Source organism: Aeromicrobium piscarium (assembly GCF_007421815.1).
GTDB lineage: Bacteria > Actinomycetota > Actinomycetes > Propionibacteriales > Nocardioidaceae > Aeromicrobium > Aeromicrobium piscarium.
This window is the reverse complement of sequence record NZ_VLNT01000004.1, coordinates 149,568-174,356: the sequence shown is the minus strand read 5'-3', so window position 1 is coordinate 174,356 and position 24,789 is coordinate 149,568. Positions and strand designations below refer to the sequence as shown.

At 69.0% G+C, this 24,789-nt stretch carries 20 protein-coding genes; 15 read left to right on the top strand and 5 right to left on the bottom strand.

The window, feature by feature from the left end; genetic code table 11:
* The first annotated feature begins 37 nt into the window (after window positions 1-37).
* Both FNM00_RS07300 and FNM00_RS19200 read left to right on the top strand, forming a co-directional pair.
* A complete protein-coding gene (locus FNM00_RS07300; RefSeq protein WP_143912782.1) occupies window positions 38-2,146 on the top strand; it encodes a DNA polymerase III subunit gamma and tau in 2,109 nt (702 codons plus the stop codon).
* Window positions 2,143-4,713: a chorismate-binding protein gene (locus FNM00_RS19200; RefSeq protein ID WP_143912781.1), complete on the top strand. Its 2,571-nt coding sequence runs from the start codon at window positions 2,143-2,145 to the stop codon at window positions 4,711-4,713. The genes FNM00_RS07300 and FNM00_RS19200 overlap by 4 nt, the downstream gene beginning before the upstream one ends.
* A gap of 20 nt (window positions 4,714-4,733) precedes the next feature.
* Here the strand turns inward: FNM00_RS19200 and FNM00_RS07290 are convergent, their stop codons facing one another.
* Together FNM00_RS07290 and FNM00_RS07285 are read right to left on the bottom strand one after the other, a co-directional pair.
* Window positions 4,734-5,174: a nuclear transport factor 2 family protein gene (locus FNM00_RS07290; protein WP_143912780.1), complete on the bottom strand. Its 441-nt coding sequence runs from the start codon at window positions 5,172-5,174 to the stop codon at window positions 4,734-4,736.
* On the bottom strand, window positions 5,171-6,391 hold the full coding sequence (locus FNM00_RS07285) for an NAD(P)/FAD-dependent oxidoreductase (protein WP_185973037.1): 1,221 nt from the start codon (window positions 6,389-6,391) through the stop codon (window positions 5,171-5,173). The genes FNM00_RS07290 and FNM00_RS07285 overlap by 4 nt, the downstream gene beginning before the upstream one ends.
* A gap of 252 nt (window positions 6,392-6,643) precedes the next feature.
* On the opposite strand from FNM00_RS07285, the gene FNM00_RS07280 reads away from it, so the two are divergent.
* The 10 genes from FNM00_RS07280 (at window position 6,644) to FNM00_RS07235 (ending at window position 16,725) form a co-directional block, all read left to right on the top strand.
* Entirely contained in the window at window positions 6,644-7,933 is a 1,290-nt protein-coding gene (locus tag FNM00_RS07280) for a type 2 periplasmic-binding domain-containing protein (protein WP_143912778.1), read from the top strand.
* A 63-nt stretch (window positions 7,934-7,996) separates the two neighbouring features.
* A complete protein-coding gene (locus FNM00_RS07275; protein WP_221933635.1) occupies window positions 7,997-8,527 on the top strand; it encodes a TRAP transporter small permease in 531 nt (176 codons plus the stop codon).
* 162 nt (window positions 8,528-8,689) lie between these two features.
* Window positions 8,690-10,195, top strand: coding sequence for a TRAP transporter large permease (locus FNM00_RS07270; RefSeq protein WP_143912777.1), 1,506 nt, complete (start codon window positions 8,690-8,692; stop codon window positions 10,193-10,195).
* A 30-nt stretch (window positions 10,196-10,225) separates the two neighbouring features.
* Window positions 10,226-11,428, top strand: a complete 1,203-nt coding sequence (locus FNM00_RS07265) for a cytochrome P450 (RefSeq protein WP_143912776.1) — start codon at window positions 10,226-10,228, stop codon at window positions 11,426-11,428.
* A 1-nt stretch (window position 11,429) separates the two neighbouring features.
* Entirely contained in the window at window positions 11,430-11,645 is a 216-nt protein-coding gene (locus FNM00_RS07260) for a ferredoxin (RefSeq protein WP_143912775.1), read from the top strand.
* On the top strand, window positions 11,638-14,097 hold the full coding sequence (locus tag FNM00_RS07255) for a CaiB/BaiF CoA-transferase family protein (RefSeq protein ID WP_143912774.1): 2,460 nt from the start codon (window positions 11,638-11,640) through the stop codon (window positions 14,095-14,097). The genes FNM00_RS07260 and FNM00_RS07255 overlap by 8 nt, the downstream gene beginning before the upstream one ends.
* Entirely contained in the window at window positions 14,094-14,702 is a 609-nt protein-coding gene (locus FNM00_RS07250; RefSeq protein ID WP_221933634.1) for an FAS1-like dehydratase domain-containing protein, read from the top strand. The genes FNM00_RS07255 and FNM00_RS07250 overlap by 4 nt, the downstream gene beginning before the upstream one ends.
* Window positions 14,695-15,153 carry a hotdog family protein gene (locus tag FNM00_RS07245; protein WP_221933633.1) on the top strand — a complete coding sequence of 153 codons (459 nt, stop codon included), beginning with the start codon at window positions 14,695-14,697 and terminating at the stop codon, window positions 15,151-15,153. The genes FNM00_RS07250 and FNM00_RS07245 overlap by 8 nt, the downstream gene beginning before the upstream one ends.
* Complete coding sequence (locus tag FNM00_RS07240; protein ID WP_221933632.1) at window positions 15,150-16,325, top strand: thiolase C-terminal domain-containing protein; 1,176 nt, start codon at window positions 15,150-15,152, stop codon at window positions 16,323-16,325. The genes FNM00_RS07245 and FNM00_RS07240 overlap by 4 nt, the downstream gene beginning before the upstream one ends.
* 4 nt (window positions 16,326-16,329) lie before the next feature.
* The gene (locus FNM00_RS07235; RefSeq protein ID WP_143912772.1) at window positions 16,330-16,725 is read left to right on the top strand and encodes a Zn-ribbon domain-containing OB-fold protein; all 396 of its coding nucleotides are present in this window, start codon (window positions 16,330-16,332) and stop codon (window positions 16,723-16,725) included.
* A 27-nt stretch (window positions 16,726-16,752) separates the two neighbouring features.
* Here FNM00_RS07235 and FNM00_RS07230 read toward each other — a convergent pair whose 3' ends face one another.
* Complete coding sequence (locus FNM00_RS07230; RefSeq protein ID WP_221933631.1) at window positions 16,753-17,817, bottom strand: Zn-dependent alcohol dehydrogenase; 1,065 nt, start codon at window positions 17,815-17,817, stop codon at window positions 16,753-16,755.
* Window positions 17,818-17,908: 91 nt separating this feature from the next.
* Here FNM00_RS07230 and FNM00_RS07225 point away from each other — a divergent pair, with 91 nt between their 5' ends.
* From FNM00_RS07225 to FNM00_RS07215, 3 genes are read left to right on the top strand one after another with little or no spacing between them, the layout of a single operon-like run.
* Window positions 17,909-18,697, top strand: a complete 789-nt coding sequence (locus tag FNM00_RS07225; RefSeq protein WP_221933630.1) for an enoyl-CoA hydratase/isomerase family protein — start codon at window positions 17,909-17,911, stop codon at window positions 18,695-18,697.
* Entirely contained in the window at window positions 18,694-20,352 is a 1,659-nt protein-coding gene (locus FNM00_RS07220) for an AMP-binding protein (RefSeq protein WP_143912771.1), read from the top strand. The genes FNM00_RS07225 and FNM00_RS07220 overlap by 4 nt, the downstream gene beginning before the upstream one ends.
* Window positions 20,353-20,381: 29 nt before the next feature.
* Entirely contained in the window at window positions 20,382-21,263 is an 882-nt protein-coding gene (locus FNM00_RS07215; protein ID WP_143912770.1) for an HpcH/HpaI aldolase/citrate lyase family protein, read from the top strand.
* Window positions 21,264-21,308: 45 nt separating this feature from the next.
* On the opposite strand, the gene dctP is transcribed toward FNM00_RS07215, so the two are convergent.
* A complete protein-coding gene (gene dctP / locus FNM00_RS07210; protein WP_143912769.1) occupies window positions 21,309-22,586 on the bottom strand; it encodes a TRAP transporter substrate-binding protein DctP in 1,278 nt (425 codons plus the stop codon).
* A 93-nt stretch (window positions 22,587-22,679) separates the two neighbouring features.
* Window positions 22,680-24,782, bottom strand: a complete 2,103-nt coding sequence (locus FNM00_RS07205; RefSeq protein WP_143912768.1) for an acetate--CoA ligase family protein — start codon at window positions 24,780-24,782, stop codon at window positions 22,680-22,682.
* Window positions 24,783-24,789 lie beyond the last annotated feature (7 nt).

The window sequence follows — 24,789 nt, the reverse complement described above, 5'->3', positions numbered from 1 at the left end:
CGCCGGGCGTGTCCCCGGCGACGGTTAGGCTCGTGGCGTGGACGCACCCCTGGCTCTGTACCGCCGCTACCGGCCCGAGACGTTCGCCGAGGTCATCGGCCAAGATCACGTCACCGACCCCCTGCGGCACGCCCTCGCGGCCAATCGGGTCAACCACGCCTATCTGTTCTCCGGGCCGCGCGGGTGCGGCAAGACCACCAGCGCGCGCATCCTGGCCCGCGCGCTCAACTGCGAGCAGGCACCGATCGCCGACCCGTGCGGGGAGTGCCAGAGCTGCCGTGACCTCGCGCGCGGCGGGCCGGGAAGCGTCGACGTCATCGAGATCGACGCCGCGAGCCACGGCGGCGTCGACGATGCTCGCGATCTGCGCGAGCGCGCGTTCTTTGCGCCCGTCAACAGCCGGTACAAGGTGTACATCATCGACGAGGCCCACATGGTCTCGCCGCAGGGCTTCAACGCGTTGCTCAAGCTGGTCGAGGAGCCGCCGCCCCATCTGAAGTTCATCTTCGCCACCACCGAGCCGGACAAGGTCATCGGCACGATCCGGTCGCGGACCCATCACTACCCCTTCCGCTTGGTCCCGCCCAAGCAGCTCGGCGAGTATCTGATGCAGCTGTGCGCCGCCGAGGGCGTGACCCTCGATCCGCGGGCCCTTCCGCTGGTGGTGCGCGCGGGCGCGGGCTCCGTGCGCGACACCCTGAGCGTGCTCGATCAGCTGCTCGGCGGCGCGGGCCCCGAGGGGGTCACCTATGAGCTGGCCGTCCAGCTGCTCGGCTACACCCCGGACTCGCTCCTGGACGAAGCCGTCTCGGCCTTCGCCGCCCGCGACGGCGGCACGGTGTTCTCGGTGGTCGACAAGGTCATCGAGTCCGGCCAGGATCCCCGTCGCTTCGCGGAGGATCTGTTGCAGCGGCTGCGCGATCTGGTGATCCTGGCGGCCGTCCCCACCGCGATCGAGTCCGGGTTGCTCGATGTCCCCGGCGATCGCGGCGAGCGACTCGCGCAGCAGGCCTCGGGCTTCGGGCCGTCCGAGCTGACGCGTGCCGCCGATATCGTCAGCACGGCACTCGTGGACTTCCGGGGCGCGACCGCCCCGCGGCTGATGTTGGAGCTGATGTGCGCCCGGATCCTCGTGCCGGGCGCCGACAACTCGGTCGAGGGATTCCAGGCACGACTCGAGCGGATCGAGCGACGCCTGTCCGGCGGCGGCACCGCCCCGGCACCCGATCACGCTCCCGCCCCGGCTCGTCCGGCCCCGGCTCCCGCCCCCGCGCAGTCCTCCTCCGCCGGTGGCGGTAGCCCGTCAACCCCATCCGTCCCCGATAACGTTGCTGAGGCACCGCCGGCGTCTCCAGTCGCCTCGCCAGCGGAGGCCCCGGTCGAGGGCGGTGCGTGGTTAACGTCATCGGCTCCCGTTGAGGTTGCCGACGTACCGCCAGCCTCGTGGGCTGGGTCGGTCGGCGAGGCTCCGGCAAGTGGCGGTAGCCCGTCAACCCCATCCATCCCCGATAACGTTGCTGAGGTACCGCCGACCGCGCCAGCCGCCACCGAGCCGGAACCGACGCCGACCCCAGGCCCGACGCCGGAGCCCAAGCCGGCTCCGGAACCCGAGCCGGCTCCCGGTGCCCTCTCGATCGCCGATGTCCGGCGGTTGTGGCCGCAGATCCTCGATCGCATCCAGAACCTGCGCCGGTTCACGTGGGTCATGCTCAGCCAGAACGCCCAGGTCACCGGCGTCGACGGCTCGACCCTGACAATCGCCCTCGTCAACGCCGGAGCCCGCGACTCCTTCATGAACAGCGGCTCGGACCGCATCGTCGCTCAGGCGCTCGTCGACGTCCTCGGGGTCGACTGGCGGATCGAGGCCATCGTCGACCCCTCCGCGCAGCCCGGTCCGGGAGGCGGCGGTCCGGCGCCGAGCGCGCCGGCGGCGCAGCAGGCACCGCCGTCGCCGGCCACCTCGGCAGTGCCGGAATCGGTCCGCGAGGCGCTGCGCAGTGGACCGGCGCCGCGGAAGGCGGCCGAGGATCCCGATGCCGGTGTCGATCCCGATGATCCGATCCTCGACGGCAGCTCCGCTGACGCCGAGGCGCTGCTCGCCGAGCATCTCGGCGCGCAGGTCATCGACGACACGCCACCCTCGTGAGCACGGTCGTCGAGCGCGAGCGCCTCTCGCTCGACGACTCGCCCACACAGCTGCTCCGCCGACTGCGCGGGCGGCCCCGGATCGTGGCGCTCATCGGCTCGGGATGGTCGGCCGGTGAGGCGGTGATCTCCGCCGATCCGGTCCGCGAACTGCGCGACTGGGACGCCATCGACCTCGCGCCCTCGCTCGATCTTCACTTCGGCGGCGGATGGATCGGCTCGTGGGGCTACCGATTGGCCGGAGATCTCGAAGACCTTCCCGGGTCGCCGCCACGGCCGGTGCCACAACCAGCCCTGCGCGTGGGCTTCTACGATGTGGTCGCCCGGCGTGTCGAGGGACAGTGGTGGCTCGAATGGCTCGCCGGAACACCCCGACACCGGATCGATGCCCTGCGCGAGTCGCTGGCGTCCCCCTCGGAGGTGCGCGCGTCGAGCTTGGAGCCGTTGCGCCTCTCACCCGGTGTGGAGGTGCACGCAGATGCCGTGCACCGGACCATCGAGCACATCGAGGCCGGCGACATCTTCCAGGCGAATGTGTGCGGCCGGTTCGAGACCCGCCTGCACGGCGATGCGCTCGACGCCTTCTGCCACGGGGTCGAGCAGCTGAGCCCTGCCTACGCGGCCTTCGTCGCGGACGACCAGGGCGCGATCGCCAGCTGGTCGCCGGAACTGTTCCTGCGGCGTGAGGGGGAACGCGTGCAGACGTCCCCCATCAAGGGCACCGCTCCACTCGACGCCGATCCCGTGCGACTCACCGGGTCGTCGAAGGATCGCGCGGAGAATGTCATGATCGTCGACCTCATGCGCAACGATCTGGGACGCGTGGCCCGGCCCGGCAGCGTCGAGGTGCCCGCGCTGACCCGCCTCGAGCGCCACGCCGTCTGGCACCTGGTCTCGGACGTCACGGCTCAGGTGTCCGCTCCCGACTCCGCTTTGCTGCGGGCGACTTTCCCGCCGGGGTCGGTGACGGGCGCTCCCAAGATCCGTGCCATGCAGCTCCTCGCCGCCGAACTCGAGACCACCGGCCGCGAGGCGTACACGGGAGCGATGGGCTATGTGAGTCCTGGCCGGGGCATGGAGCTCAATGTCACGATCCGGACGCTGGAGGTGGCGGCCGACGGCCGGGCCTGGATCGGTGCCGGCGGCGGCATCGTCGCGGCGAGCGATCCGATGGCCGAGGTCGTGGAGTGTTTCGACAAGGTCGCGCCGATCGCCGCCGCCTTCGGCGCCGCCCTGGTGGACCGCCCGGGCCACCACGGCACCCCGCCTGTCCTCGTCGAGCCTGCGTCGGCGGCCGATTCCTCGCGTGGAGTGTTCACCACCGTCCTGGTGGAGGACGCCCGGCCCGCGCGGTTGGACGAGCATGTCGTCCGCCTGGCCGCGAGCGGTCGCGAGCTCTACGGCATCGACGTCGGGACCGAGATACGTCGCGCCGCCCTCGCCGCCTCCTCGGTGACGACAGGCAGGCGGAGGCTTCGTGTCGAGCTCCACCCGGATGGGCGTGTGGAGACCACGATCGCTCCGCTGGATTCAGCGCCGGAGTCGTGGGTCCTCGATGTGCATCGTCTGCCAGGAGGCCTCGGCGCCCACAAGTGGGTCGACCGCGGCGCGCTCCCCGATCATGCCGCTCTGCTCGTCGACGCCAACGACGAGGTGCTGGAGACCGACCGCGCCTCGTTCTTCGCGGTATTCGACGACGGCGTACACACGCCACCGCTGGACGGCCGCATCCTGCCGGGCACGGCTCGCGCCGTGGTGATCGAAGCAGCCCGGCGGCATGGATTCCCTATCCGGGAGCGCTCGATGCGGCTCTCCGAGCTCAGCCAGGCATCCGAGGCGTTCGCGGTCAATGCGCTGCGCGGCATCGTCCCGGTCTCATCGCTCGGTGGCGTCGCTCGGTGGCCGGTACCGGGTCCGGTGACGCGGCGCTTGCGCGGGCCGGAACGGGAACCTCCGCCCGTCGCGCGGGTCGAGGACGTCCGGCTGCTGGTCGTCGACAACGAGGACTCGTTCGTGTTCAACCTGGTGCAGTACGCCCGCGAGCTGGGGGCCGAGGCATCGGTGGTGCGTTCGACCGTACCGCTACCGGATCTCGCGGGCTTCACGCACCTGCTCGTCTCCCCGGGGCCGGGCGCGCCGCTGGACGCGGGCACGAGCAGGGCCGCGGTCGAGTCCGCGGTAGCGGCGGGTGTCCCGGTGCTCGGGGTCTGCCTCGGCCATCAGGTGATCGGCGAGTTCCTCGGCGGGACCGTGCGACGGGCCGACCCCGTCCACGGGCATCCCGCGCTCGTCCACCACGAGGGAGCCGGGGTTCTCGCCGGGTTGCCGACACCCTTCGCTGCCGCGCGCTATCACTCCCTCGTCGTCGACGATCTGCCTGAAGAGGTGGAGATCACCGCGCGCACAGCGAGCGGGATCGTCATGGGTCTACGCCACGCCGGGCTCGGAGTCGAGGGGGTGCAGTTTCACCCCGAGTCTATCCTGACGAGCCACGGACACGCGGTGATCTCGAACTTCCTGCGCCGGCCGGTCCGCTCAGGGCCGGTCGACTCGCCCCGTGCGGGCTGAGAGCCGCTGGGCGTGCCCGGTCAGGAGGCCCAGCCCTCATCGAGGTCGGTGAAGACGGCCGGGGTGATGGTCTTCGCCAGCAGCAGCGGTGTGTCCCCGGAGGTATCGACCAGGTCGTCGTAGCGTCCCCAGCCGAGTGCCGAGCGTCCGGGCTCGCGGCTCGTGTAGAGGAAGTACGCGCTCAGGCCGACCGCCGAGGCGACTTCGGTGGCATGTGTCGCGACGTTGGTGACGAAGTGCCGGCGGTCGGCGTCGGCCACGCGGCTAGCGTAGAAGGCGGCGATCTCCGTGCGTCCCCGCAGCGTGCCACTGGGAATGGTCAGGGTGCCGTCGGGAGCGAATAGTGCCGCGATACGGTCGGCATCGCCTGCGTCGACCGTTACGGCGTAGGCGGCTGCCATCGACCGCGCGAGCTCGTGACGTTCGAGCCGGTCGAGTCGCTCGTGCAGGTCATCGGTCATCGTCGTGCCTTCCGTTCCCAGGGTGCGCTCTGCAAGAGCTCGTCGGTGGTCGCGCCGGCTATGAGGGCCGCCCGGCAGCGGTTGACCGCGGCGGGCATGTTCCAACCGACCACGCCGGTGACCTCCTGTCCGCGGACGGCGATGCGCAGCCAGCGTCCCGCCTCAGGGTCCTCGACCGCCGGGATCAGGCTGCCGTCGGGGTCGAGATGGCCGAGGATCTGGAGTTTGACGTCGTACTGGTCGCTCCAGACGTAGGGGAGCTCAGTGAGGGTCGGCGGCGTCTCGCCGCGCCGGCGAGCGAGGATGCCCCGTGCCGCGACGGCGGCCGTATCGCCCGCATTGGTCCAGTGCTCGAGGCGCCGGCGATCTCCCGGGCCACGTTCGACGCGGGCGACGTCGCCGATCGCGAAGATACGCTCATCGGACGTGCGGCAGCCGGCATCGGTCTCGACCCCGTCGTGTCCGGCGAGACCGCTGCCCTGGAGCCAGTCCGTCACCGGAACGGCGCCGATCGCCACGACGAGGACGTCGACGACGTGTTCGGTGCCGTCGGTGAGCCGCAGCGTGATCGCTCCGTCGCCGTTCTCGGTCGCGGTGTCGATGCCGACACCCAGATGGAAGCGTACGCCGTGCTCGCGATGGAGGTCGGCGACCGGCGTGCCGAGCTCGGGGCCGCCGATCCGCGCGAGTGCGTGCGGCGCGGTGTCGACGACCATGACCTCGCGGCCCAGTACGCGGCTCGTCGCCGCGATCTCGAGTCCCAGCACCCCGGCGCCGATGACGCCGATGCGCGCTGCTTCCCGCACGGCCTCCCGCAGTGCCAGTGCATCGTCCCATGTGCGCAGGTAGTACGGACCGACCTCGTCTAGCGCCGGCAACCGGCGAGGATCGGAGCCGGTGGCGATGACGAGGTCGTCATACGAGAGGGTCTCGCCGGTCTCGAGTTCGACTCGGCGTGCGGCCTGGTCGAGGCGCACCGCGCGGCAACCTGTCACACGCCGCACGCCGAGGGCGCCGAGGGCCTCCTCGGTCGCCAGGTCGGGTCGTCGCGGATCGTCGTCGAGCAGTACGCCCTTGGACAGCGGCGGACGGTCGTAGACGAGTCCGGGCTCGGCGGACACGATGGTGATGGGGTCCTCGTCTCCGGCGCGGCGAAGTCGCTCGGCGAGTCGAATCGAGGAGATCCCACCTCCGACGATCACGGTTTCGGCACTCACGGCATCCTCCTGGTCGCATGTGTCCCGCATCACTGTAGATGTTACCTTTCATTATCAGCAATCCCGGTTGCCGTAGTGGGGTGGTGTGGGACGGGCGGGCTGGCGCCGTGGCACTGGCGACAGGGTTTCAGGAAATTCCTGGGTGGGGAACTTGACTGTCGGTGAATCTAGGCGAATGATATTCATATCTTGTGACCGTGGTCACGAGAGGCAGGTCACGGCACGGAGATGCCGACAACCAACGGAGACGACATGATCGCTATGCGTACCAATCGAAGGTCCACGCGCCTTCTCGCGATGCTGGCTGTGGCCGGCGTCGTCACTCTCAGTGCTTGCGCTGAGCAAGGGGGAAGTGGCGGCTCGGGTGGAGGCGAGGGCCTCGACCCCGGGGCGTCCAAGGAGGACTACATCGCCGCCTTCGAGAGCGTCGACCCGATCACGATTCGCACGCAGTCGCCTGCTCCCAAGGGCTCCGCGACGGGCAAGAACATCGAGGACTACCTGGCGAGCATCGAGGAATGGTCGGACGGCAAGATCAGCTTCGACATCGCCTACGCCAATGCCGTGGCCGACCCGGCGGAGATCGACGATGCCCTGAACGACGGCCGCCTGGACCTCGGCCAGGTCCTGCCGATCTACGAGCCCTCGGAATACCCCGCGACCGTGGCGCTGATCGAGACCGGTTTCATCTCCCATCAGAGTCCGGTCGTCGGCGCGCTGCAGTCCAATGCGTGGCCGAACGAGGTCGCCTTCGACACGCCGGAGATCCTGCAGGAGTGGGACGATCACGGTCTCGTGCCGCTCGTGCCGATCTACAACTCGGGATCGAACGGGCTCTTCTGCAGCCAGGAACGCAACTCGCTCTCGTCCATCTCCGGACAGGCGATCGGGTCCGGCGGCTCCGCGCAGAGCAAGCAGATCGAGTCGCTCGGGGGATCACCGGCCTCGATCGCGTACACCGAGCTCTACGAGAGCCTCGAGCGGGGCGTAGTCGGCTGCACCGTGTCGAGCCCGACCGTGGCCGTCCTGGGCGGCTATCTGTCCGAGGCGCCGAATGTCGTCATCGACGACCAGGCGGGCTTCGCGTTGGCCCCCGGTGGCATGGCCTTCAGCAAGGCGACCTGGGAGACGCTTCCGCTCGTCGCTCAGCAACTGTTCTGGGACCGTCTGGATGTCTTCATCGGCGGCAACATCTCCAGCAAGATCTGGCCCAACACCGTGGAGGCCGCGGCGACTGTCACCGAGGCCGGCGGCAGCTTCACGACCTTCGATGACGAGGCGCGCGCGGCGATGCAGGAGGCCAACGAGGGCCTGCTCGACAGCGTTCGCCAGGCATCGGCCCTCGATGACGCCAATGCCTTCGTCGACGGTGCTCAGGAGTCCGCTGACCGATGGTTCGAGATCGTGACCGACGAACTCGGCTACACCGACGAGGTCGGCTATGAGGACTTCGACACCTGGTACAGCGAGGACGCCATCGACATCGATGCGTTCCTGCAGAAGCTTCTCGACGACACGTTCGCGGAGCACCGTCCATCATGATCGGCGTGGATGGTCGCCGGCGCTGCCGGCGGCCGTCCGCCCACGTCACCGAGGAGTAGGGTGATGAGTCTGTCCGTCGACGCGCGTCCGCGTCGTCTCAACCTCGATCTGTTCATCGAGGTCCCCGCAGTCATCTTGACGTTCGTGATGATGGTGCACATCTCGCTGAACGCCGTCATGCGAGCCTTCTGGTCCTCGCCGCTGCCCAACACGCTGGAGATCACGCAGTACTGGTATCTGCCGGTCATCGCGTTCCTGGGCTTCATCGCGGCGCAGCGCCGCGGCCAGCATGTGAGCGCCGATCTGATCTACGAGATGCTGCCGCTGGTCACCAAGCGCTGGGTGCAGGCCGTGTCCTTCGTCCTCGTCGGTACCGTCTGCGCGGGCTTCGCCTGGTTCGGCCTCCAAGAGGCCCTGCACTCCTTCGACATCCGGCGCACCGCCGGTGTCAGCGACCTGCCGGCCTGGCCGCCGTACTTCCTGGCTCCAGTCGCCTTCGGCTCGCTGACCATCCAGTTCTATCTTGCCGCCGTCCGCGCCGTGTTCCGGCCCGAGCCTCCGGTCGGCGCTGAGACCCAGGAGGTGTCGGTATGAGCGAGCGAAGCGAGCGAGTGGTCGGCGTGGTCTCATGCCGACGCCGTCCTATCGTGCTGTTTTCCCAGGAGGTGTCGGTATGAGCGAGCGAAGCGAGCGAGTGGTCGGCGTGGTCTCATGCCGACGCCGTCCTATCGTGCTGTTTTCCCAGGAGGTGTCGGCATGACTGTCGACCTCGATCCGATCCAGAGCCCCGATGGTGCGGGGCCGGCCATCACCCAGCCTCCGCCTCCGGTGGTGTCCGGGCGCCGTTCCTGGATCGTCTTCGCCGTGACGATGACGCTGCTCGTCGGGAGCACGATCGGCATGTTCCTGCCGCTGGTGCCCGAGGCGATCGGCGGCATGGCCATCGTCATGATGCTGTGCCTCATCTTCCTGCGCGTTCCCGTGGCGATGGCGCTCCTGATCCCGGCGCTGCTGGGCATGTTCTCCCTCCGCGGCAGCGCTCTGGTGCAGAGCACCATGACCACGTTGCCGTACGGCGAGGTCGCGAGCTGGTCGTTGAGCGTCGTGCCGATGTTCATCCTCATGGGGCTGCTGCTCTGGCGCGCGGGGCTCACCGAGAGCGTCTATGACGCGGCACGGCTGTTTCTCAGGCGTCTGCCCGGCGGCCTGGCGGTCGGCACGAACCTCGCCGGCTCGGGTCTGGCCGCCGTGAGCGGCTCGTCGGTCGGCACCACGTACGCGCTGTCGCGCATCGGCATCCCCGAGATGCTCAAGGCCGGCTACGACAAACGGTTGGCCCTCGGGTCGGTCATCGTGGCGGGCTTGCCCGGCCAGCTCATCCCACCCAGCATCATGCTGGTCATCTATGCCGGCATCGCCGAGGTCCCGGTCGGTCCTCAGTTGCTCGCCGGCGTCGGCCCAGGCATCCTCGTCGCGATCATGTTCACGATCATGCTGGTGGCCTTCGCCAGCCGCTGGGCCACCGACGAGTCCAAGGCCGCTCAGGCGCCCGACCCGAGCAAGTCCCAGAATCGCTGGCGCGTTCTCGTGAGCGTGTGGCCGATCCCGGTGCTGGTGGCCGTGATCATCTTCGGCATGTTCTCGGGTGTCTTCACGGCCACCGAGGCCGGCGCCGTGGCCGCGCTGCTCTCGCTCGTGGTGACGATCATCTGGCGACGTAACACCGGCCCGATGCGCGCCGTCGCGGACGCGGCCACCGGCGCCGTGAGCAGCGTCGGAGCCATCTTCTTCATGCTCGTCGGTGTCGCGGCGCTCTCGCGGATGTTCACGCTGACCGGCATCAGCGACGGCTTCGCCGAGGTCGTGCAGTCCATGAATCTCAACCGGGTGACATTCCTGCTGCTGATGATGGTGGTCTACATCGTCCTCGGCACCTTCATGGAGCCGCTCGCGATGATGGTGCTCACCATCCCGATCCTGGTGCCGACACTCGAGGCACTCGACATCTCGCTGCTCTGGTACGGCGTGTTCGCGGTCTTCATGGGCGAGATCGCGGTGGTCACGCCGCCGGTCGGCATCCTGGCATTCATCATCCACTCGATCACCCGCGAGCCGGAGGTCAACCAGGGCCACAAGATCACCCTGAACGACGTCTTCATCGCGACCGCGTGGTTCCTGCCGATGGCGATCGTCGTCACCGTGATCCTCATCTTCTTTCCCGAGATCGCCACCTGGTTGCCAGGCGTGGCGGCCGGGGGCTAGCCGACCGACTCCTGAAGGAAGGGACAACCCATGACTGACACGACCCATCGCGGGTGCCCGGTCACCCATACCGACTACACCGGGACCACGCCCATCTACGAGCACTACGCGCTGCTCAACGCCGACCGTGAGCGCGAGCGCTTCCTGTTCAACGACTCGACCGAGCGCGGCTTCTACATGCTGCAGCGCTATGAGGACGTGCAGGCCGGATTCCAGCAGCACCAGAACTGGACCACGGCGGTGCGCAGCGCGCTGCGCCCGGGCCTCGGCGAGCCGCTCCTGCCGCAGGACCTCAACGGCGAGGAGCACCTCAAGCTGCGCAAGATCCTCAACCAGTTCTTCGCTCCCGCGGCCGTGCGCCGGCTGGAGCCGCTGGCCACCCAGCGCTGCATCGAGCTGATCGAGGAGCTCAAGCCGAAGGGCTCGTGCGACTTCGTGGCCGAGTTCGCCATCCGGTACCCGACCGACCTGTTCCTCGCGCTGCTGGGGCTGCCGGTCTCCGATGGCGAGCAGTTCCTGGAGTGGTCCGAGGACATGTTCTCGGCGATGCTCGCCGGCGAGCCCGAGCGGGCGGCGGCCGCGAAGAAGAACATCATCGAGTACTTCGAGGCGGCGCTGGAGGACCGGACGGCTAACCCCGGGGATCCGGAGACCGACATGGTGACGCGGCTGCTCGAGGCCCGGATCGACGACGAGCCCCTGACGCGCGACCAGATCCACACGATCCTGCTCACGCTGATGCTCGCCGGCCTCGACACCACCCGGTCGGCGCTGGGCTATATCTACACCCATCTGGCGACGCACGACGAGCACCGCGAGGAGATCGTCGAGGACCCCGATCTGATCGGCAAGGCCGTCGAGGAGTTCCTGCGGCTGTATCCGCTGGTCTTCCAGGCCGGGCGTGAGGTGCAGTCCGACCAGGAGTTCGAGGGTCTGGAGCTCGAGAAGGGCGATGTCGTGTGGATGGGCATCGGCCAGGCGAACCGCGATCCGCGCAAGTTCGACGACCCCGACGAGTTCATCATCGATCGTCCTGGCGCCAACCAGCATCTGGCCTTCGGCGGCGGTCCGCACCGCTGCCTGGGCATGCACCTGGCCCGCCTGGAGCTCAAGGTCGTGCTGGAGCAGTGGCATGAGCGCATCCCGGAGTACCGGATCGCCGAGGGTGCCGAACTGACGGAACGAGGCGGCCAGCTGACCCTGTCGACGCTGCCGCTGGAATGGGAGGTCTGAGGTGTTCATCGAGATCGACGCAGCCAAGTGCATGGGACACGGACGCTGCTATGCCGTGGCGCCGGACCTGTTGAGCGACGATGACGAGGGCTTCGTGGCCGAGCGGGGCACGAGCTGGGAGGTCCCGGCCGATCTGCTCGACCAGGCCCAGGAGGCTGCCGACGCGTGCCCCGAGGGAGCGATCGTCGTCACCGCGACGGCTCCGGCCGATGCTTGACGGGCTGCGGGTCCTCGACCTGACCGATGAGCGCGGCCTGCTCTGCGGGCGGCTGCTCGCCGATCTCGGCGCCGATGTCGTGCAGGTCGAGGACATCGGCGGGTCGAGTGCCCGGGCGGCCTCCCCGGTCGATCCGAGCACCGGCATCTCGTTCACCTGGCACAGCTTCGCGGCGGGCAAGCGGGGGATCGCCCTGGATCCCCAGCGGCCCGGCGATCATGATCAGCTGCGCGAGCTCGCGGCGCGCGCCGATGTCGTGGTCACATCCTGGGACCATGCCGAGCTCGAGCGATGGTCGATGACGCCCGCGGAGGTGCGGGCGCTCAACCCGAGCTGCGTGGTGGCGGCGATCACCGCCTTCGGATGGGACGGCCCCCGGGCCCGTCTCGCGGCCAGCGACCTGACCGTCTGGGCGGCCGGCGGCCCGCTCGCACCGCATCGCGACGGTGAGCGCGCTCCCCTGCGCATCAGCGTCCCCCAGGCCTATCTGCACGCCGCGGCCGATGCCGCGACCGGCATCCTGCTCGCGCTCGTGGAGCGCGACCGCAGCGGTGAGGGACAGTTCGTCGACGCCTCGGCGCAGGTGTCGGTCGGGCAGGCCACCCTCGCGCGGATCCTCGCGCACGCCGTCGGCGACGACCATCCCGAGTGGCAGCAGCAGCCGACCGCACGCGCCGATCAGTCCGGCAGCGGGGCGGCGACGCCGAACAGCCTGAAGAAGTGGCACTGTCTCGACGGGATGATCGAGCTGCACCTCTCGATGGGCCCCGCGGCCGGTGCATTCACCAACCGGCTCTTCGGCTGGCTGTCCGACGAAGGGGCCGTCGATGAGCGCATCGCCTCCTGGGACTGGCGCGAGGTGCCCCGGCTGGTGGCCGAGGGTGAGCTCGAACTCGCCGATCTCGAGGAGGCCCGCGCGGCGGTGCGCGCCTTCCTGGCCACCAAGACCAAGGCCGAGGTGGTCGAGCAGGCCCTGCAACGGCGGATCTTGTCCATGGCGATCTTCGATGTCTCCGATGTCGCCGCCAGTCCTCAGCTGGCTGAGCGCGGCTTCTTCGACGCCCTCGACATCGAGGGCACGACGGTGCAGGTGCCCGCGGTCTTCGCGCAGGTGACCGGCGCCCCGAGCCCGCATCTGCGGGGGCGTGCGCCCAAGCTGGGTGAACATCACGACGAGGTGCTCGCCGAGTGGCTGTCCACACCTCGGCCCGAGCTGCGCCGGTCCACGCGGAGCCGGACGCTGCCGCTCGACGGTGTGAAGGTCCTGGACCTGTCCTGGGTGGTCGCCGGGCCGCTGATCGGCCGCACCCTCGCCGACTTCGGCGCCACGGTCGTGCGGGTCGAGTCGAGCACCCGCATCGAGACCGCACGGATGATGCAGCCCTTCCACGACGGCTCACCCGATCGCGAGGGATCGGCCCTCTTCGGCAACTGCAATGCCGGCAAGCTCGGCGTGACCCTCGATCTCACCTCCCCCCAGGGCCAGGACATCGTCCGCGACCTGGTGCGCTGGGCCGACGTGGTGATCGAGTCGTTCTCACCTGGCCAGCTGACGCGCTGGGGTCTCGACTACGCATCGCTGCGCGAGATCGACCCGGGCATCGTCATGCTGAGCAGCTCCATCGCGGGACAGCGAGGCCCATGGGCGAAGCTCGCCGGATTCGGCAACGTCGGCTCATCGCTGAGCGGCTTCCAACACCTGGTCGGCTGGTCCGATCGGCTACCCATGGGACCCTTCGGCCCGTACACCGACTACCTCGGCCCTCGTACTGCGCTGGTGGCGCTGCTGAGTGCCCTGCGACATCGCGTGGCGACCGGCGAGGGGTGTTATATCGATGTCTCGCAGGTCGAGGCCGGCGCCTACTTCCTCTCGCCACAGCTCGCCCATCACGGTTTCGACGGCACGATCGCCGAACGGCGTGGCAATGCCGATCCCGCCTATGCGCCGCATGGCGTCTACCCGGTGGCGCCCGACGATCACGGCGACCGCTTCATCGCGATCAGCGTGACGGATGATGCTGCCTGGACCCGGTTCGCGGGGCTCGCGGACATCGGGGAACGGCTTGGCCGGGACTATGCGACACGGACCGACCGCCAACAGGCCGCCGATGCCATCGACGAGGCGATCGCGGCCTGGACGAGCGGACAGGACGGCGACGAGCTCGTCGATCGGCTCCAGGAGATCGGCGTGGCCGCCTATCTCGCGTTGAGACCGGAGGACTATCCCGGTGATCCGCAGCTGCGGCACCGGCATCACCTGGTCGAGCTCGCCCATCCGCTGCACGGGATGACGACCGTCGAGGGCGCGCGGGTGCTGTTGACCGATACGCCGGGGGGACCGCGCTCCTGCGCGCCGACCCTGGGTCAGCACAACCGACGGGTGCTCGGGGACCTCCTGGCCTATGAGGCGGAGGTCATCGACGAGCTGGAGACGAAAGGAGTCCTGCGATGAGCGACCAGACGATGAGCACCACGGACACTGAACCCGACTGGACGGCCGAGTGGCAGCCGGTCATCGACGCGATCGGCCGAGACTTCGCCGATGGCGAGGTCATCTGGGGTGGCGATCCGGTCGAGCCGGGGGCGATCCGGCGCTATCTGGAGCCCCTGGAACTCGACTGCGCGCTCCACACCGATCCCGAGGCCGCGCGCGCGGCGGGCTTCGAGGACGTCACGATGCCCTACACGGGGGTGATCGCCTGGACGATCCCCACCGCGTGGAAGCCCGGCGAGGTGCTGTTCGACAGCGATGATCGTGACGCGCAGCCGGTGCACACGGCGATCAACAATGCCGACATGCCGCTCGGCCCGCGCACGACCGGCTTCTTCGGCACCGATATCGAAGTCGACTTCCATCGTGAGGTCGTCGCCGGCGAGCGGATCGGACGCCGTGGACGACGTCTGTTGTCGTGCACGCCGAAGCAGACGGGGGTCGGCCGCGGTGCCTTCATGACCTGGGAGAGCGAGATCGTCAGCGACCGCGGCGATGTCGTGGGCCTGATCCGCATCGGCACCTATGCCTACGTGCCGCACGAGAAGGGAGACGAGGGTGAGTGACACCCGGACCACCGGTCGGCCGTTCGACGAGATCGTCGTCGGTGAACAGCTGCCCGCGGTGCGCCTACCGCTCACGGTGTATCGCCTCGTCATGGCGGCGGGCAGCAACCGTGACTTCAACTCGATCCACCACAACAGCGAGTACGCCCGATCGACCGGTGCGCGCGAGATGTACGCCAATACCTCGTTCCTGATGAGCTCATGGGAACGGTTGGTGCGGGACTGGGCTGGACCGCGCGCCCGGATCCGGGCGATCCGCGGATTCCGGATGAAGTCTTTCAACTACGTCGGGGAGACGATGTCCGTGCTCGGAGAGGTCACCGACCTGCGCCGCGAGGGCGATGAAGGTGTCGCCGAGGTCGAGGTGCGCTGTGAGACGTCCACGGGAGTGACCGTGGGCCCCGGTGTCGTCGAACTCGGCTTCCCCCTCGACGAACAGGAGCAAGGATGAGCGAACGGACGATGGGCACGGCGATCGCCGGCCTGGGCATGACCGAGATGGGCAAGGTCTACGGCAAGACGGCCACGCAGTTCGCGGTGGAGGCCATCGGGGCCGCCGCGGCTGATGCGGGCCTCTCGCTGTCCGATATCGACGGTCTGCTGGTGAACCCGGGAGTCAAGAACGACACCGATCTGCGCCTGCAGTCCACCCTGCAGATGCGAGACACCCGTCTGCTCGCAACGATCCAGGGCTTCGGATCCTCCGCCGGGCAGATGGTGCAGTACGCCTCGATGGCGATCGAGGCCGGCATGGCCGATGTCGTTGCCTGCGTCTACGCGGACGCCCCGCTGAAGGAGGGCAAGCGCTCCTCTGATGCCTATCCGGGTCAGGCGCGCGCGATGGTCGGGACGGCGTCGCTGCCCTTCGCCGCGGGACTGAAGGCGGCGCCCGAGCGATATGCCGTCGCGGCGCGGCGACATATGGAGACCTACGGCACGACGAGCGAGCAGCTCGGTGCGGTTGCGGTGGCGGCTCGGCAGTGGGCCGCGATGAACCCGATGGCGCAGATGCGCGACCCGATGACCCTCGAGGATCACCACGCTTCGCGGATGATCGCCGACCCGTTGCGGCTGCTCGACTGCTGTCTGGTGAGCAACGGTGCGGTGGCGATCATCGTGACGAGCGCCGACCGTGCGGCGAGCCTGCAGCAGCCCCCGGTCCATATCTGGGGCTGGGGCCAGGCGCATCCTGGGTACGTCCAACATCGGGACAGCGAGTTCGGTCTCGTCACCGGTGCCGCGAAGTCCGGTCCCGATGCCCTGAAGATGGCCGGGGTCGGCGTCGACGAGGTGGATCTTCGCCAGCTCTACGACTGCTTCACGTTCACGACCCTCGTGACCTTGGAGGACTACGGCTTCTGCGCCAAGGGCGAGGGCGGCGAGTTCGTCGCGAGCGGCGCGCTGGCGCCCGGCGGCTCGCACCCGACGAATACCGGCGGGGGCGAGCTCTCGTCGTTCTACATGTGGGGCATGACGCCGCTGTCTGAGGCGATCATCCAAGCGCGCGGTCAGGGCGGAGAACGCCAGGTCGACCGCAACGACGTCATCATGGTGTCGGGCAATGGCGGGGTGCTCGACTTCCATTCCACCCTCGTCCTCAGCCCGCATCAGAAAGGTCGGTGACACCATGACTCTCGCCGCCGTCGTTCGCGACGATCACTCCGCGCCCTTCTTCGAGGCGACCGCCGAGGGCCGCCTGCTGCTGCGCTACTCACCGAGTCAGGACACCTGGTCCGATCCTGCCGCACTCGTCTGCTCGACGACCCAAGCCGACGATCTCGAGTGGCGCGAGGCGGCGGGCACCGGTCGGCTGGTCACCTGGACGATCAAGCCAGGACGTCGGCGAGACGATGTCGTGGCCCCCGACACGGTCATCGGCATCGTCGAACTCGACGAAGGCCCCTGGATGTCCCTGCAGTTCCCGGACGCCGCTGCCGCCGATCTCGCGGTCGACCGCGCGGTACGGGTCGGCTTCGTCCAGCCCGAGGGCAGTGAGCACCTTCCGGTGGGCCATCTGGCCTAGCGCCGGCTCTGCCGCGCCCGCGCGCTGTCAGAAAGTGATGACCGTGCGGGCGCCGGTGGGGGCGTCGAGGTCGGCGAGCGCCCGGTTGACATCGTCCAGGCCGATCGTCTCACTCAGCAGTGGATCGAGGTCGAGCCGGCCGTTCAGGTAGAGATCGCAGTAGAACGGGATGTCGAGTCGGAATCGCGTCGACCCCATCTTGGTGCCCTGCAGCCGCTTCTCCAACAGCAGCTGGGCGGCCGGGATCTGCACCGTGAGGTCCGGGTGCGCCACCCCGACCACGGTCGCGGTGCCCATGGTGTCGAGCATCGCGAAGGCCTGCTCGATGGTCGGGCCGATGCCGACCACCTCGATCGCGTGATCGACGCCGCCGGTCAGCTCGCGGACGGCCTCGACCGCGTCGGCCCGCGAGGCGTCGATCGTGTCCGTCGCGCCGAGCCGCAGGGCGAGGTCCAGCTTGGCCGGGAGGCGATCGATCGCGATGACGCGGCTCGCGCCCACCAGGCGCGCCCCCATGACGGCGTTCAGCCCGACTCCGCCGCAGCCGATGACGGCGACGGTGTCACCGGGCCGCACCTGCGCGGCATGGCGGACGGCACCCAGGCCGGTGATGCCGGCGCACCCCAGGAGGGCGGCCTTGTCCAGGGGCATCTCCCTGGGAAGCTTCACGAGGGTTCGCTCGTGGACCAGGAGCTGTTCGGCGAATCCGCCGAGCCCGACGAATGGTTCGACGCCGACCGCGCCGAGACTCAGACGCGGCGCCCGATCCTCGGGCCGGGACCGTCCCTTGTTCTCGCAATGCTGGAGTGCCCCGCGCTGGCACCAGCGGCAGGTGCCGCAGAAGGAGGAGGCGCAGGTCGCCACGTGGTCGCCGGGGCGGACATAGGTCACATTCCGGCCTACGGCCTCCACGACTCCGGAGACCTCGTGGCCCAGAATGAGGGGGAGGGGCAGCGGGTTGGCGCCGTTCTGCATCGTCCGATCGGTGTGGCACACCCCGGAGGCGACGGTCCGCACCAGGACCTCGTCGGGATCGGGGGCCTCGACGGCGACCTCCTCGAAGGTGAGGTCCTCTCCGAATGTATGAAGCACCGCCGCGCGCATGAGCCGCCCTTTCGTTGACACTGTGATGCAGGCTACCCTAGATTGCTGATCATCAACACCATAGTTTTCGAGGAGCAGTGTGAGCGCCATCGACGTCGAACGCCGCGGCGACGCGGTCTGGATCACGATCAACCGCCCGGAACGGCTCAACGCCTACGACCTCGAGATGGCGAAGGCGATGATCGCCGCCGTCGAGTCCGCGGCCGATGCCGATGCCGTGGTGCTCACCGGCGCCGGCGGTGCCTTCTGTGCCGGTGGAGCCCTGGACAACCTCGGATCGCCCGATCCCGAGGCCCTGCGGGCGCTGTTCACCACCTCTCTGCGTCTCGTGGACGCCCTGCGCGCCTGCCCTCGCCCCGTCATCGCCGCGGTCGACGGGCCGGCGGCCGGTGGCGGCAATGAACTGGTCGTGGCGTGTGACTTCGCCATCGCCACGCAGCGTTCGACCTTCGGGCAGACGGGCCCCAAGGTCGGCTCGGCTCCCGTGCTGGGCGCGACGAATCTCATGGCGGTGCAGATCGGCGAGAAGCGCGCGCGAGAGATGGCGATGCTGTGCCGCCGCTACTCGGCCGAGCAGGCGCTCGACATGGGCCTGATCAACGAGGTCGTCGCCGATGACGGTCTCGAGGCCGCCGTGGACCGCTGGCTCGGGGAGATCCACCGGCTGAGCCCGCGCTATCTGGAGATCGTCAAGATCAGCGCCAACCAGTGGTGGAACCAGTCCAAGGACAACATGTCGTCCGGGCTCGGCATGCTCATCCAGGCCATCGGCAGCGAGGACATGATCGAGGGCGCCAATGCCTTCTTGGAGAAGCGTCGCCCCGACTTCCGCGGGGCGCGGGACGCAGCAGGAGAGGACGCGCGATGAGCTTTCGCTACTACCGGGATCTGAAGCCGACCTTCGGCGATCGCGCCGACTGGGCGCTGCCGACCGTGCTGCGTCATCACGCCGCGGAGCGCCCCGATGCCGTCTGGCTGGACGCGCCGGAGGAGGACCGTAGCTGGACCTTCGCCGAGACCCTCGTCTCGGCCGAGCGGGTCGGGCGGAGCCTCTTGTCGGCCGGCGCGACCGTCGGTGACCGGGTCGTCATCGTCGCTGCCAACTCGTCGCAGTTCGTGCGCTCCTGGGTCGGCACGGCCGTCGCCGGTCTCGTCGAGGTCCCCATCAACACGGCCTACGAGCACGACTTCCTGGCCCATCAGGTCAGGACGGTCGAGGCGACACACGCGATCGTCGACGATGTCTTCGCCGCACGGTTCGTGGACGTGGCCGAGGCGGCCTCCACGATCCGCAAGTTCTGGGTGATCGACACCGGACAGCGCGATGCAGCCATCGAGACGCTGCGTGCTGCCGGCTGGGACGCCGCGCCGTGGGAGGAGCTCGACGAGCACTCCGCCGTGGGCGCGGACGTCGAGCTGCCCGAGGTCGCACCCCAGGATCTCGCCTCGGTCCTCTTCACCTCCGGTACGACCGGACCGAGCAAGGGCGTGGCCATGCCACATGCCCAGATGTACTTCTTCGCCGACGAGTGCGTCTCGCTCGTCCGTCTGACCGATGCCGACGCGTGGATGTCGGTCACCCCGCTGTTCCACGGCAACGCGCAGTTCATGGCCGCGTACCCGACTCTCGTGGCGGGAGCCCGCTTCGTCACCCGCAGCCGCTTCTCGGCGAGCCGGTGGGTCGACCAGCTGCGCGAGAGCAAGGTGACGGTCACCAACTTCATCGGCGTCATGATGGACTTCATCGCCAAGCAGGACGAGCGCCCCGATGATGCCGACAATCCGCTGCGCTGTGTCTTCGCCGCTCCCACCGCCGCGACACTCGTCGAGCCGCTCAGGCGCCGTTTCGGCATCGAGGCCTTCGTCGAGGTGTTCGGGCTGACGGAGACCTCCGCGCCGATCATCTCTCCCTACGGCGAGGACCGTCCCGCCGGCGCCGCGGGTCTGGCGGCCGACGAGTGGTTCGACGTCGCCCTCGTCGACCCCGAGACCGACGAGGAGGTCGGTGTCGACGAGATCGGCGAGCTCGTGATCCGGCCTAAGGTGCCCTTCATCTGCTCGATGGGGTACTTCAATATGCCCGAGAAGACCGTCGAGGCCTGGCGCAACCTGTGGTTTCACACCGGCGATGCCCTCAAGCGCGATGCCGACGGCTGGTTCTACTTCGTGGATCGCTTCAAGGACGCCCTGCGTCGCCGCGGAGAGAACATCTCCTCCTATGAGATCGAGACCTCCGTGCTGAGTCACCCTGCGGTCGTGGAGACGGCGGTCATCGCGGTCCCCGCCTCGGCAGAGGCCGGGGAGGACGAAGTGATGGCCTATGTGATCCTCCGCGACGAGGTGACGCCGCAGGAGCTCTGGGAGCATTTCGCCAAGCGCATCCCGTCGTTCGCGATCCCGCGGTACATCCGCTTCGTCGACGAGCTGCCGAAGACGCCCTCGCAGCGGGTGCAGAAGGCCAAGCTGCGTGAGCTCGGTGTCACCGATGACACGCACGACCGCGAGGCGGCCCTGACTCGATGACCATGCCCATCTGCTGCTGAGGAGTTCCGATGCACCCCTATCGATCCGTCCTGTTCGTGCCTGCCCACAAGCCGGACTGGGCCCACAAGGCCGTCGCCAGCGGCGCCGACTGCGTCGTCATCGATCTCGAAGACTCGGTGCCGGTCGATCTGAAGGAGCAGAGTCGCGAGACCGCTCGCCAGACGTTGCGCGAGGTGCGCTCGCGCAACCAGCGGGTCGGCCTGTTCGTCCGCCCGAATGCTCTCGACACCGGTCTGACCGGGGGCGATCTCGAAGCGGTCGTGGGCCCGGAGCTCGACGGCATTTTCGCTCCGAAGATCCGCGACGGCCGAGATGTCGTCCGGTGGGAGACCCTGCTCGACTGGTTCGAGCTGCGCGGTGGCGCCGACGGTCTGGAGATGATCGTCCCGGTCGAGATGGTCGATGCGATCGTCAACTGCTACGAGATCGCGGCGGCATCGCCGCGGGTCGGCGCCATGATCGGACCGACCTCCGAGCATGCCGATATCGCACGCGCCGTCGGCTTCCGGCAGTCGCCCGAGGGCAGCGAGACGCTGTACCTGCGCAGCCGCATCCTGCTCGCGTGCCGCCAGTACGGGCTCCATGCGCTCACGGCTCTCTGGGAGGACCTCGCCGACCTGGACGGTCTGCGGGCGTTCGCCGACTACGGGCTCCAGCTCGGCTTCCGGGGCCAGATCGTCATTCACCCGTCCCATGTGCCGGTGGTCCACGAGGTCTACACGCCGACGGACGACGAGGTCGCCTATCACGAGGGCCTCGTCGCGGCGGTCGAGTCCGCCACCGCTGAGGGCCACGGGGCGGTGCGGTACCGCGGACAGCACGTCGACCTGGCTCATGCGGACAAGGCGCGCGACTGGCTCGCGCACGCCCGCCTCGTACGCGGCGAGTGAACGGCGACGGCCCGCCCTCATCGAGGACGGGCCGTCGTCGTCTCGTCAGCTCGGCCGGTGGTCGAGCAGGACCTCGTCGAAGATCGCATCGATATAGGGCTGGAGATCGGTCTCGCCCGGTGACCACTCCGCCGGGAAGTCGTCATAGGCGATCTCCTCGCCGTACAGCTCGACGAGCGTGTCGTCCCAGCTCTCGATGCTCGCGTTCAGGTCATCGATCCACGCATCGCCATCGGCCACCGCATCGGTGTCACGGAGGGACTCCATCCGTGCCTCGTTGATCTCGGCGATGGCGTCGCGGACCTCGGCCGGGTACTCGGTGATCCCGCCGCCGGCGTCCTGCATGGCGCCGACGGCCTCGGAAATGGTCTGCCACACCGACTCCAGGTTGGACTCGATGAAGGCGTCGATGCGATCGAAGAGGAGCTGCTGGACGACCAGCGGGTAGGACTCCCACGATGCGGTGCTGAACGCCCAGGTCCCCGGGCCCGATCCGAAGCCGGCACTTGAGTCGATGATGGCGTGCGGTGTCAGGTCGGTGAAGCCGCCGAGGACGCTGACGAGCAGGCTGTTCATGCTGCAGTCGGCGACGCCGCGTTGCAGCGCCTCGTAGATCTCCGGGTAGGCCATCGAGACGCCGCTCGCACCCAGCTCGCCGAGCGTGTCCGCCTGGGTCGCCGTGCCGGTGATCACCTGCAAGCCGTCGAAGTCGTCCAGCGAGTCGATGGGGTCGCCGCAGTTCAGCGCGATGAGACCGCTGTTGAAGGCCGGGACCAACACCGTGGCGCCGGCCTCCTCGAACTCCTCGAAGATCTCATCGGTGGCGTACCCGACGTCCATCCACCAGGCATTCGATTCCAGCAGTCCGAGGAAGGCGCCCTGGCTGCCCGCGAAGGTGGCCTCGGCGAGGTGCGCGCTCGCCGGGAACTCCTCGCGCTCGTAGGCGGGCACCACCGAGCCGAGGTCGAGTCGGCCGTCGTTGAGGGCGTTGTCGATCTCATCGGGCGGCGCGATCGCATTGGAGTACGCGATGTCGAAGCTGATCTTCCCGTCCGACCACTCCTCCACCGCCTGCATGTAACCCTCGAACTTGGCTCCGGTCAGCGAGCCCTTGGGTGAGGGCGACTGGGCCTTGATGGTGATGGGGTCGATATCGGCGAGCGCCTCGGCGTACTCCTCCTTCGAGGCGCCGAAGTCAATGCCCTCGCCCCCGCCTCCTCCGTTGGTCCCACCGCTCTCGGCGCAGGCGGCCAGCAGGCCCGCGCCGACGGTGGCGCTGATCGTCAGACTGGCGATTCTCAGAAGTGATCTCGGTGTTGGCACGGCAGGCTCCACTCGGCTCTGTGATCAATATCACGCTAATCATGATCAAAGAATGGGCCTGCGGTCAAGATCTATGCGCACCAATTTATCGAGTCATCCGTTCCAGACGACCGCGGCGTCGAGTGCCTCGATCTGGGTTCCCCGCGCTCGCAGCGGATTGATCTCCACGGCCGCCAGCTCGTCCCCGAGCGATGTCGCCAGTGCGGCGACGCGGCCCAATACCTCGACGAGGGCGGTGATATCGACCGGCTCCGTGCCCCGGACGCCGTCGAGCAGGGGCCACGCCCGCAGGCGGCGCAGGGCCGTCTCGAATTGCGCGGGAGAGGCCGGCAGTGCGATGCGCTGCACATCGCCGAAGACCTCGGCCCAGACGCCGCCGAGTCCCACGGCCAAGACTTGTCCCCACTCGGCCTCGCGCACGACGCCGACCAGCAGATCGACACCCGGCTCGCGCATCGGCGTGACCAAGACCCCTTCGACGGACGCGTCCGGCGCAGCCGTCCGGACCCGCTCCAGCAGCGCGGTGGCGGCCTCCTCGACGTCCGCCGTGGCGATGTCCAGGGCCACGCCCCCGATGTCGCTCTTGTGCACGATGTCATCGGAGACGACCTTGAGCGCGATGGGACCGCCCCAGGCGGCGGCAGCCTCCTCCGCCGCCGACGGAGACGCCGCGACGGTCGCCGGAACCACCGGGACCCCGGCCGACTCCAGCAGCGCGCGGCTGGTCGCCTCCGACCACGTCCCCTCGCGCGGTGCGGTGACCGCCCCGGTCTGGACGCGCACGTCGTCCGCCCCGGGAGACATGTCGCGTGCGGTCCACTCGGTGATCGCGGCGATCGCCGGGAGGATGCGGCTGACACCGCCGAAGACCGCCGGAGCGCCCGCGGCGGCCCGGATCTCGCGGACCCGCTCGTTGACGTACCGGACGGTGGTGTTGGCGAGGATCGCGGGGCACTCCGCCGCGGACGCCTCGGTGCTGAGCTGCTCGAGGGCCTCACGTCCCCACGCCAGGTTCTCCGCCTGGTGGTCCATCTCCTGGGCGACGAGCACGATGCCGACGCCCGGGTCGCGGGCGACCACGGCGAGGGCACGCGCCATCAGGGTCGCGTCCGTGACGGCGGCACCGGTGACGTCGAGGGGATTCTGTGCCGCGGCGAGCTCGGGAAGCACCTGCTTCAGCTCCGTCACCGTCTCCCCGGTGAGCTCCGCGAGCTCCAGGCCGATGTCCTCGGCGGCGTCCGCGACGATGTCGCATGTGCCGCCCGAGATCGTCAGCAGGGCCATCGCGCCGTCGATGGGCCCGGTGTGGGCGAAGGTGTCGGCGACGACCAGCAGCTCCTCGAGCGAGGACACGCGCACGACGCCGGCAGAGCGCAGGAAGGCGTCGATGACGGCATCGTTGCCGACCAGCGAGCCGGTGTGCGCGAGGGCGGCCCGGGCGGCCGCCTCGCTGCGTCCGGCCTTGAGGCAGACCACGAGCTTGCCGGCCTCCCGGGCGCGACGGCAGGCCGCGAGGAAGGCGTGCGGCTCGGGGAAGGCCTCGGTGAAGATGGTGATGACCCGTGTCGGCTCGTGGTCGACCAGGAAGTCGACCACGTCGGCGATGCGCACGTCCATCTCATTGCCCGTGCTGACCGCCAGGCTCACGCCGATATCGAAGGAGCGAGCCATGTTGAGCAGCTGAACGGTGACATTGCCGCTCTGCGAGACCACGCCGATCGACCCCGACCTCAGCGGCTCACCGGGCGGGAAGGGCTTGAGCGCCACCTTCGCGTCGGTGTTGACGTAGCCGAGGGCGTTCGGGCCGAGGACGGTGATGCCGTGCTCGGCGGCCAGGGACTGGAGCTCCTGCTGGGCTCGCCTGCCCTCGTCCCCGAGCTCGGCGAAGCCCGAGCTCAGGACGATCGCGGAGGTGATGCCGGCCCGCGCGACATCGCGCATCGCGTCGAGCACCGCCTTGGCCGGCACCATCACGAAGGCGAGATCGGGGGCCTCGGGGATGTCGGCGGCGCTGCGGAAGAGGGATCGCCCGTGGGCCTCCCCGCCCTTAGGGTTGACGTAGTGCACGTCGCCCTCGTAGCCGATCACGCGAAGGCCGTCGACGATGCGATGCGACCAGTTCGATCGGTCGCTCGCGCCGATCAGCGCGATCGACCGGGGCTCGAAGAGACGTGTCAGTGTGGACTCGGTGGCCATGGGGTTC

Coding starts and splice junctions, on each gene's coding strand:
- FNM00_RS07205 (WP_143912768.1), bottom strand. CDS start 24,782: ATGGCCACCGAGTCCACACTGACACGTCTCTTCGAGCCCCGGTCGATC.
- FNM00_RS07250 (WP_221933634.1), top strand. CDS start 14,094: ATGAGCGACCAGACGATGAGCACCACGGACACTGAACCCGACTGGACG.
- FNM00_RS07240 (WP_221933632.1), top strand. CDS start 15,150: ATGAGCGAACGGACGATGGGCACGGCGATCGCCGGCCTGGGCATGACC.
- FNM00_RS07215 (WP_143912770.1), top strand. CDS start 20,382: ATGCACCCCTATCGATCCGTCCTGTTCGTGCCTGCCCACAAGCCGGAC.
- FNM00_RS07235 (WP_143912772.1), top strand. CDS start 16,330: ATGACTCTCGCCGCCGTCGTTCGCGACGATCACTCCGCGCCCTTCTTC.
- FNM00_RS07275 (WP_221933635.1), top strand. CDS start 7,997: ATGAGTCTGTCCGTCGACGCGCGTCCGCGTCGTCTCAACCTCGATCTG.
- FNM00_RS07220 (WP_143912771.1), top strand. CDS start 18,694: ATGAGCTTTCGCTACTACCGGGATCTGAAGCCGACCTTCGGCGATCGC.
- FNM00_RS07255 (WP_143912774.1), top strand. CDS start 11,638: ATGCTTGACGGGCTGCGGGTCCTCGACCTGACCGATGAGCGCGGCCTG.
- FNM00_RS07270 (WP_143912777.1), top strand. CDS start 8,690: ATGACTGTCGACCTCGATCCGATCCAGAGCCCCGATGGTGCGGGGCCG.
- FNM00_RS07265 (WP_143912776.1), top strand. CDS start 10,226: ATGACTGACACGACCCATCGCGGGTGCCCGGTCACCCATACCGACTAC.
- FNM00_RS07290 (WP_143912780.1), bottom strand. CDS start 5,174: ATGACCGATGACCTGCACGAGCGACTCGACCGGCTCGAACGTCACGAG.
- FNM00_RS07280 (WP_143912778.1), top strand. CDS start 6,644: ATGATCGCTATGCGTACCAATCGAAGGTCCACGCGCCTTCTCGCGATG.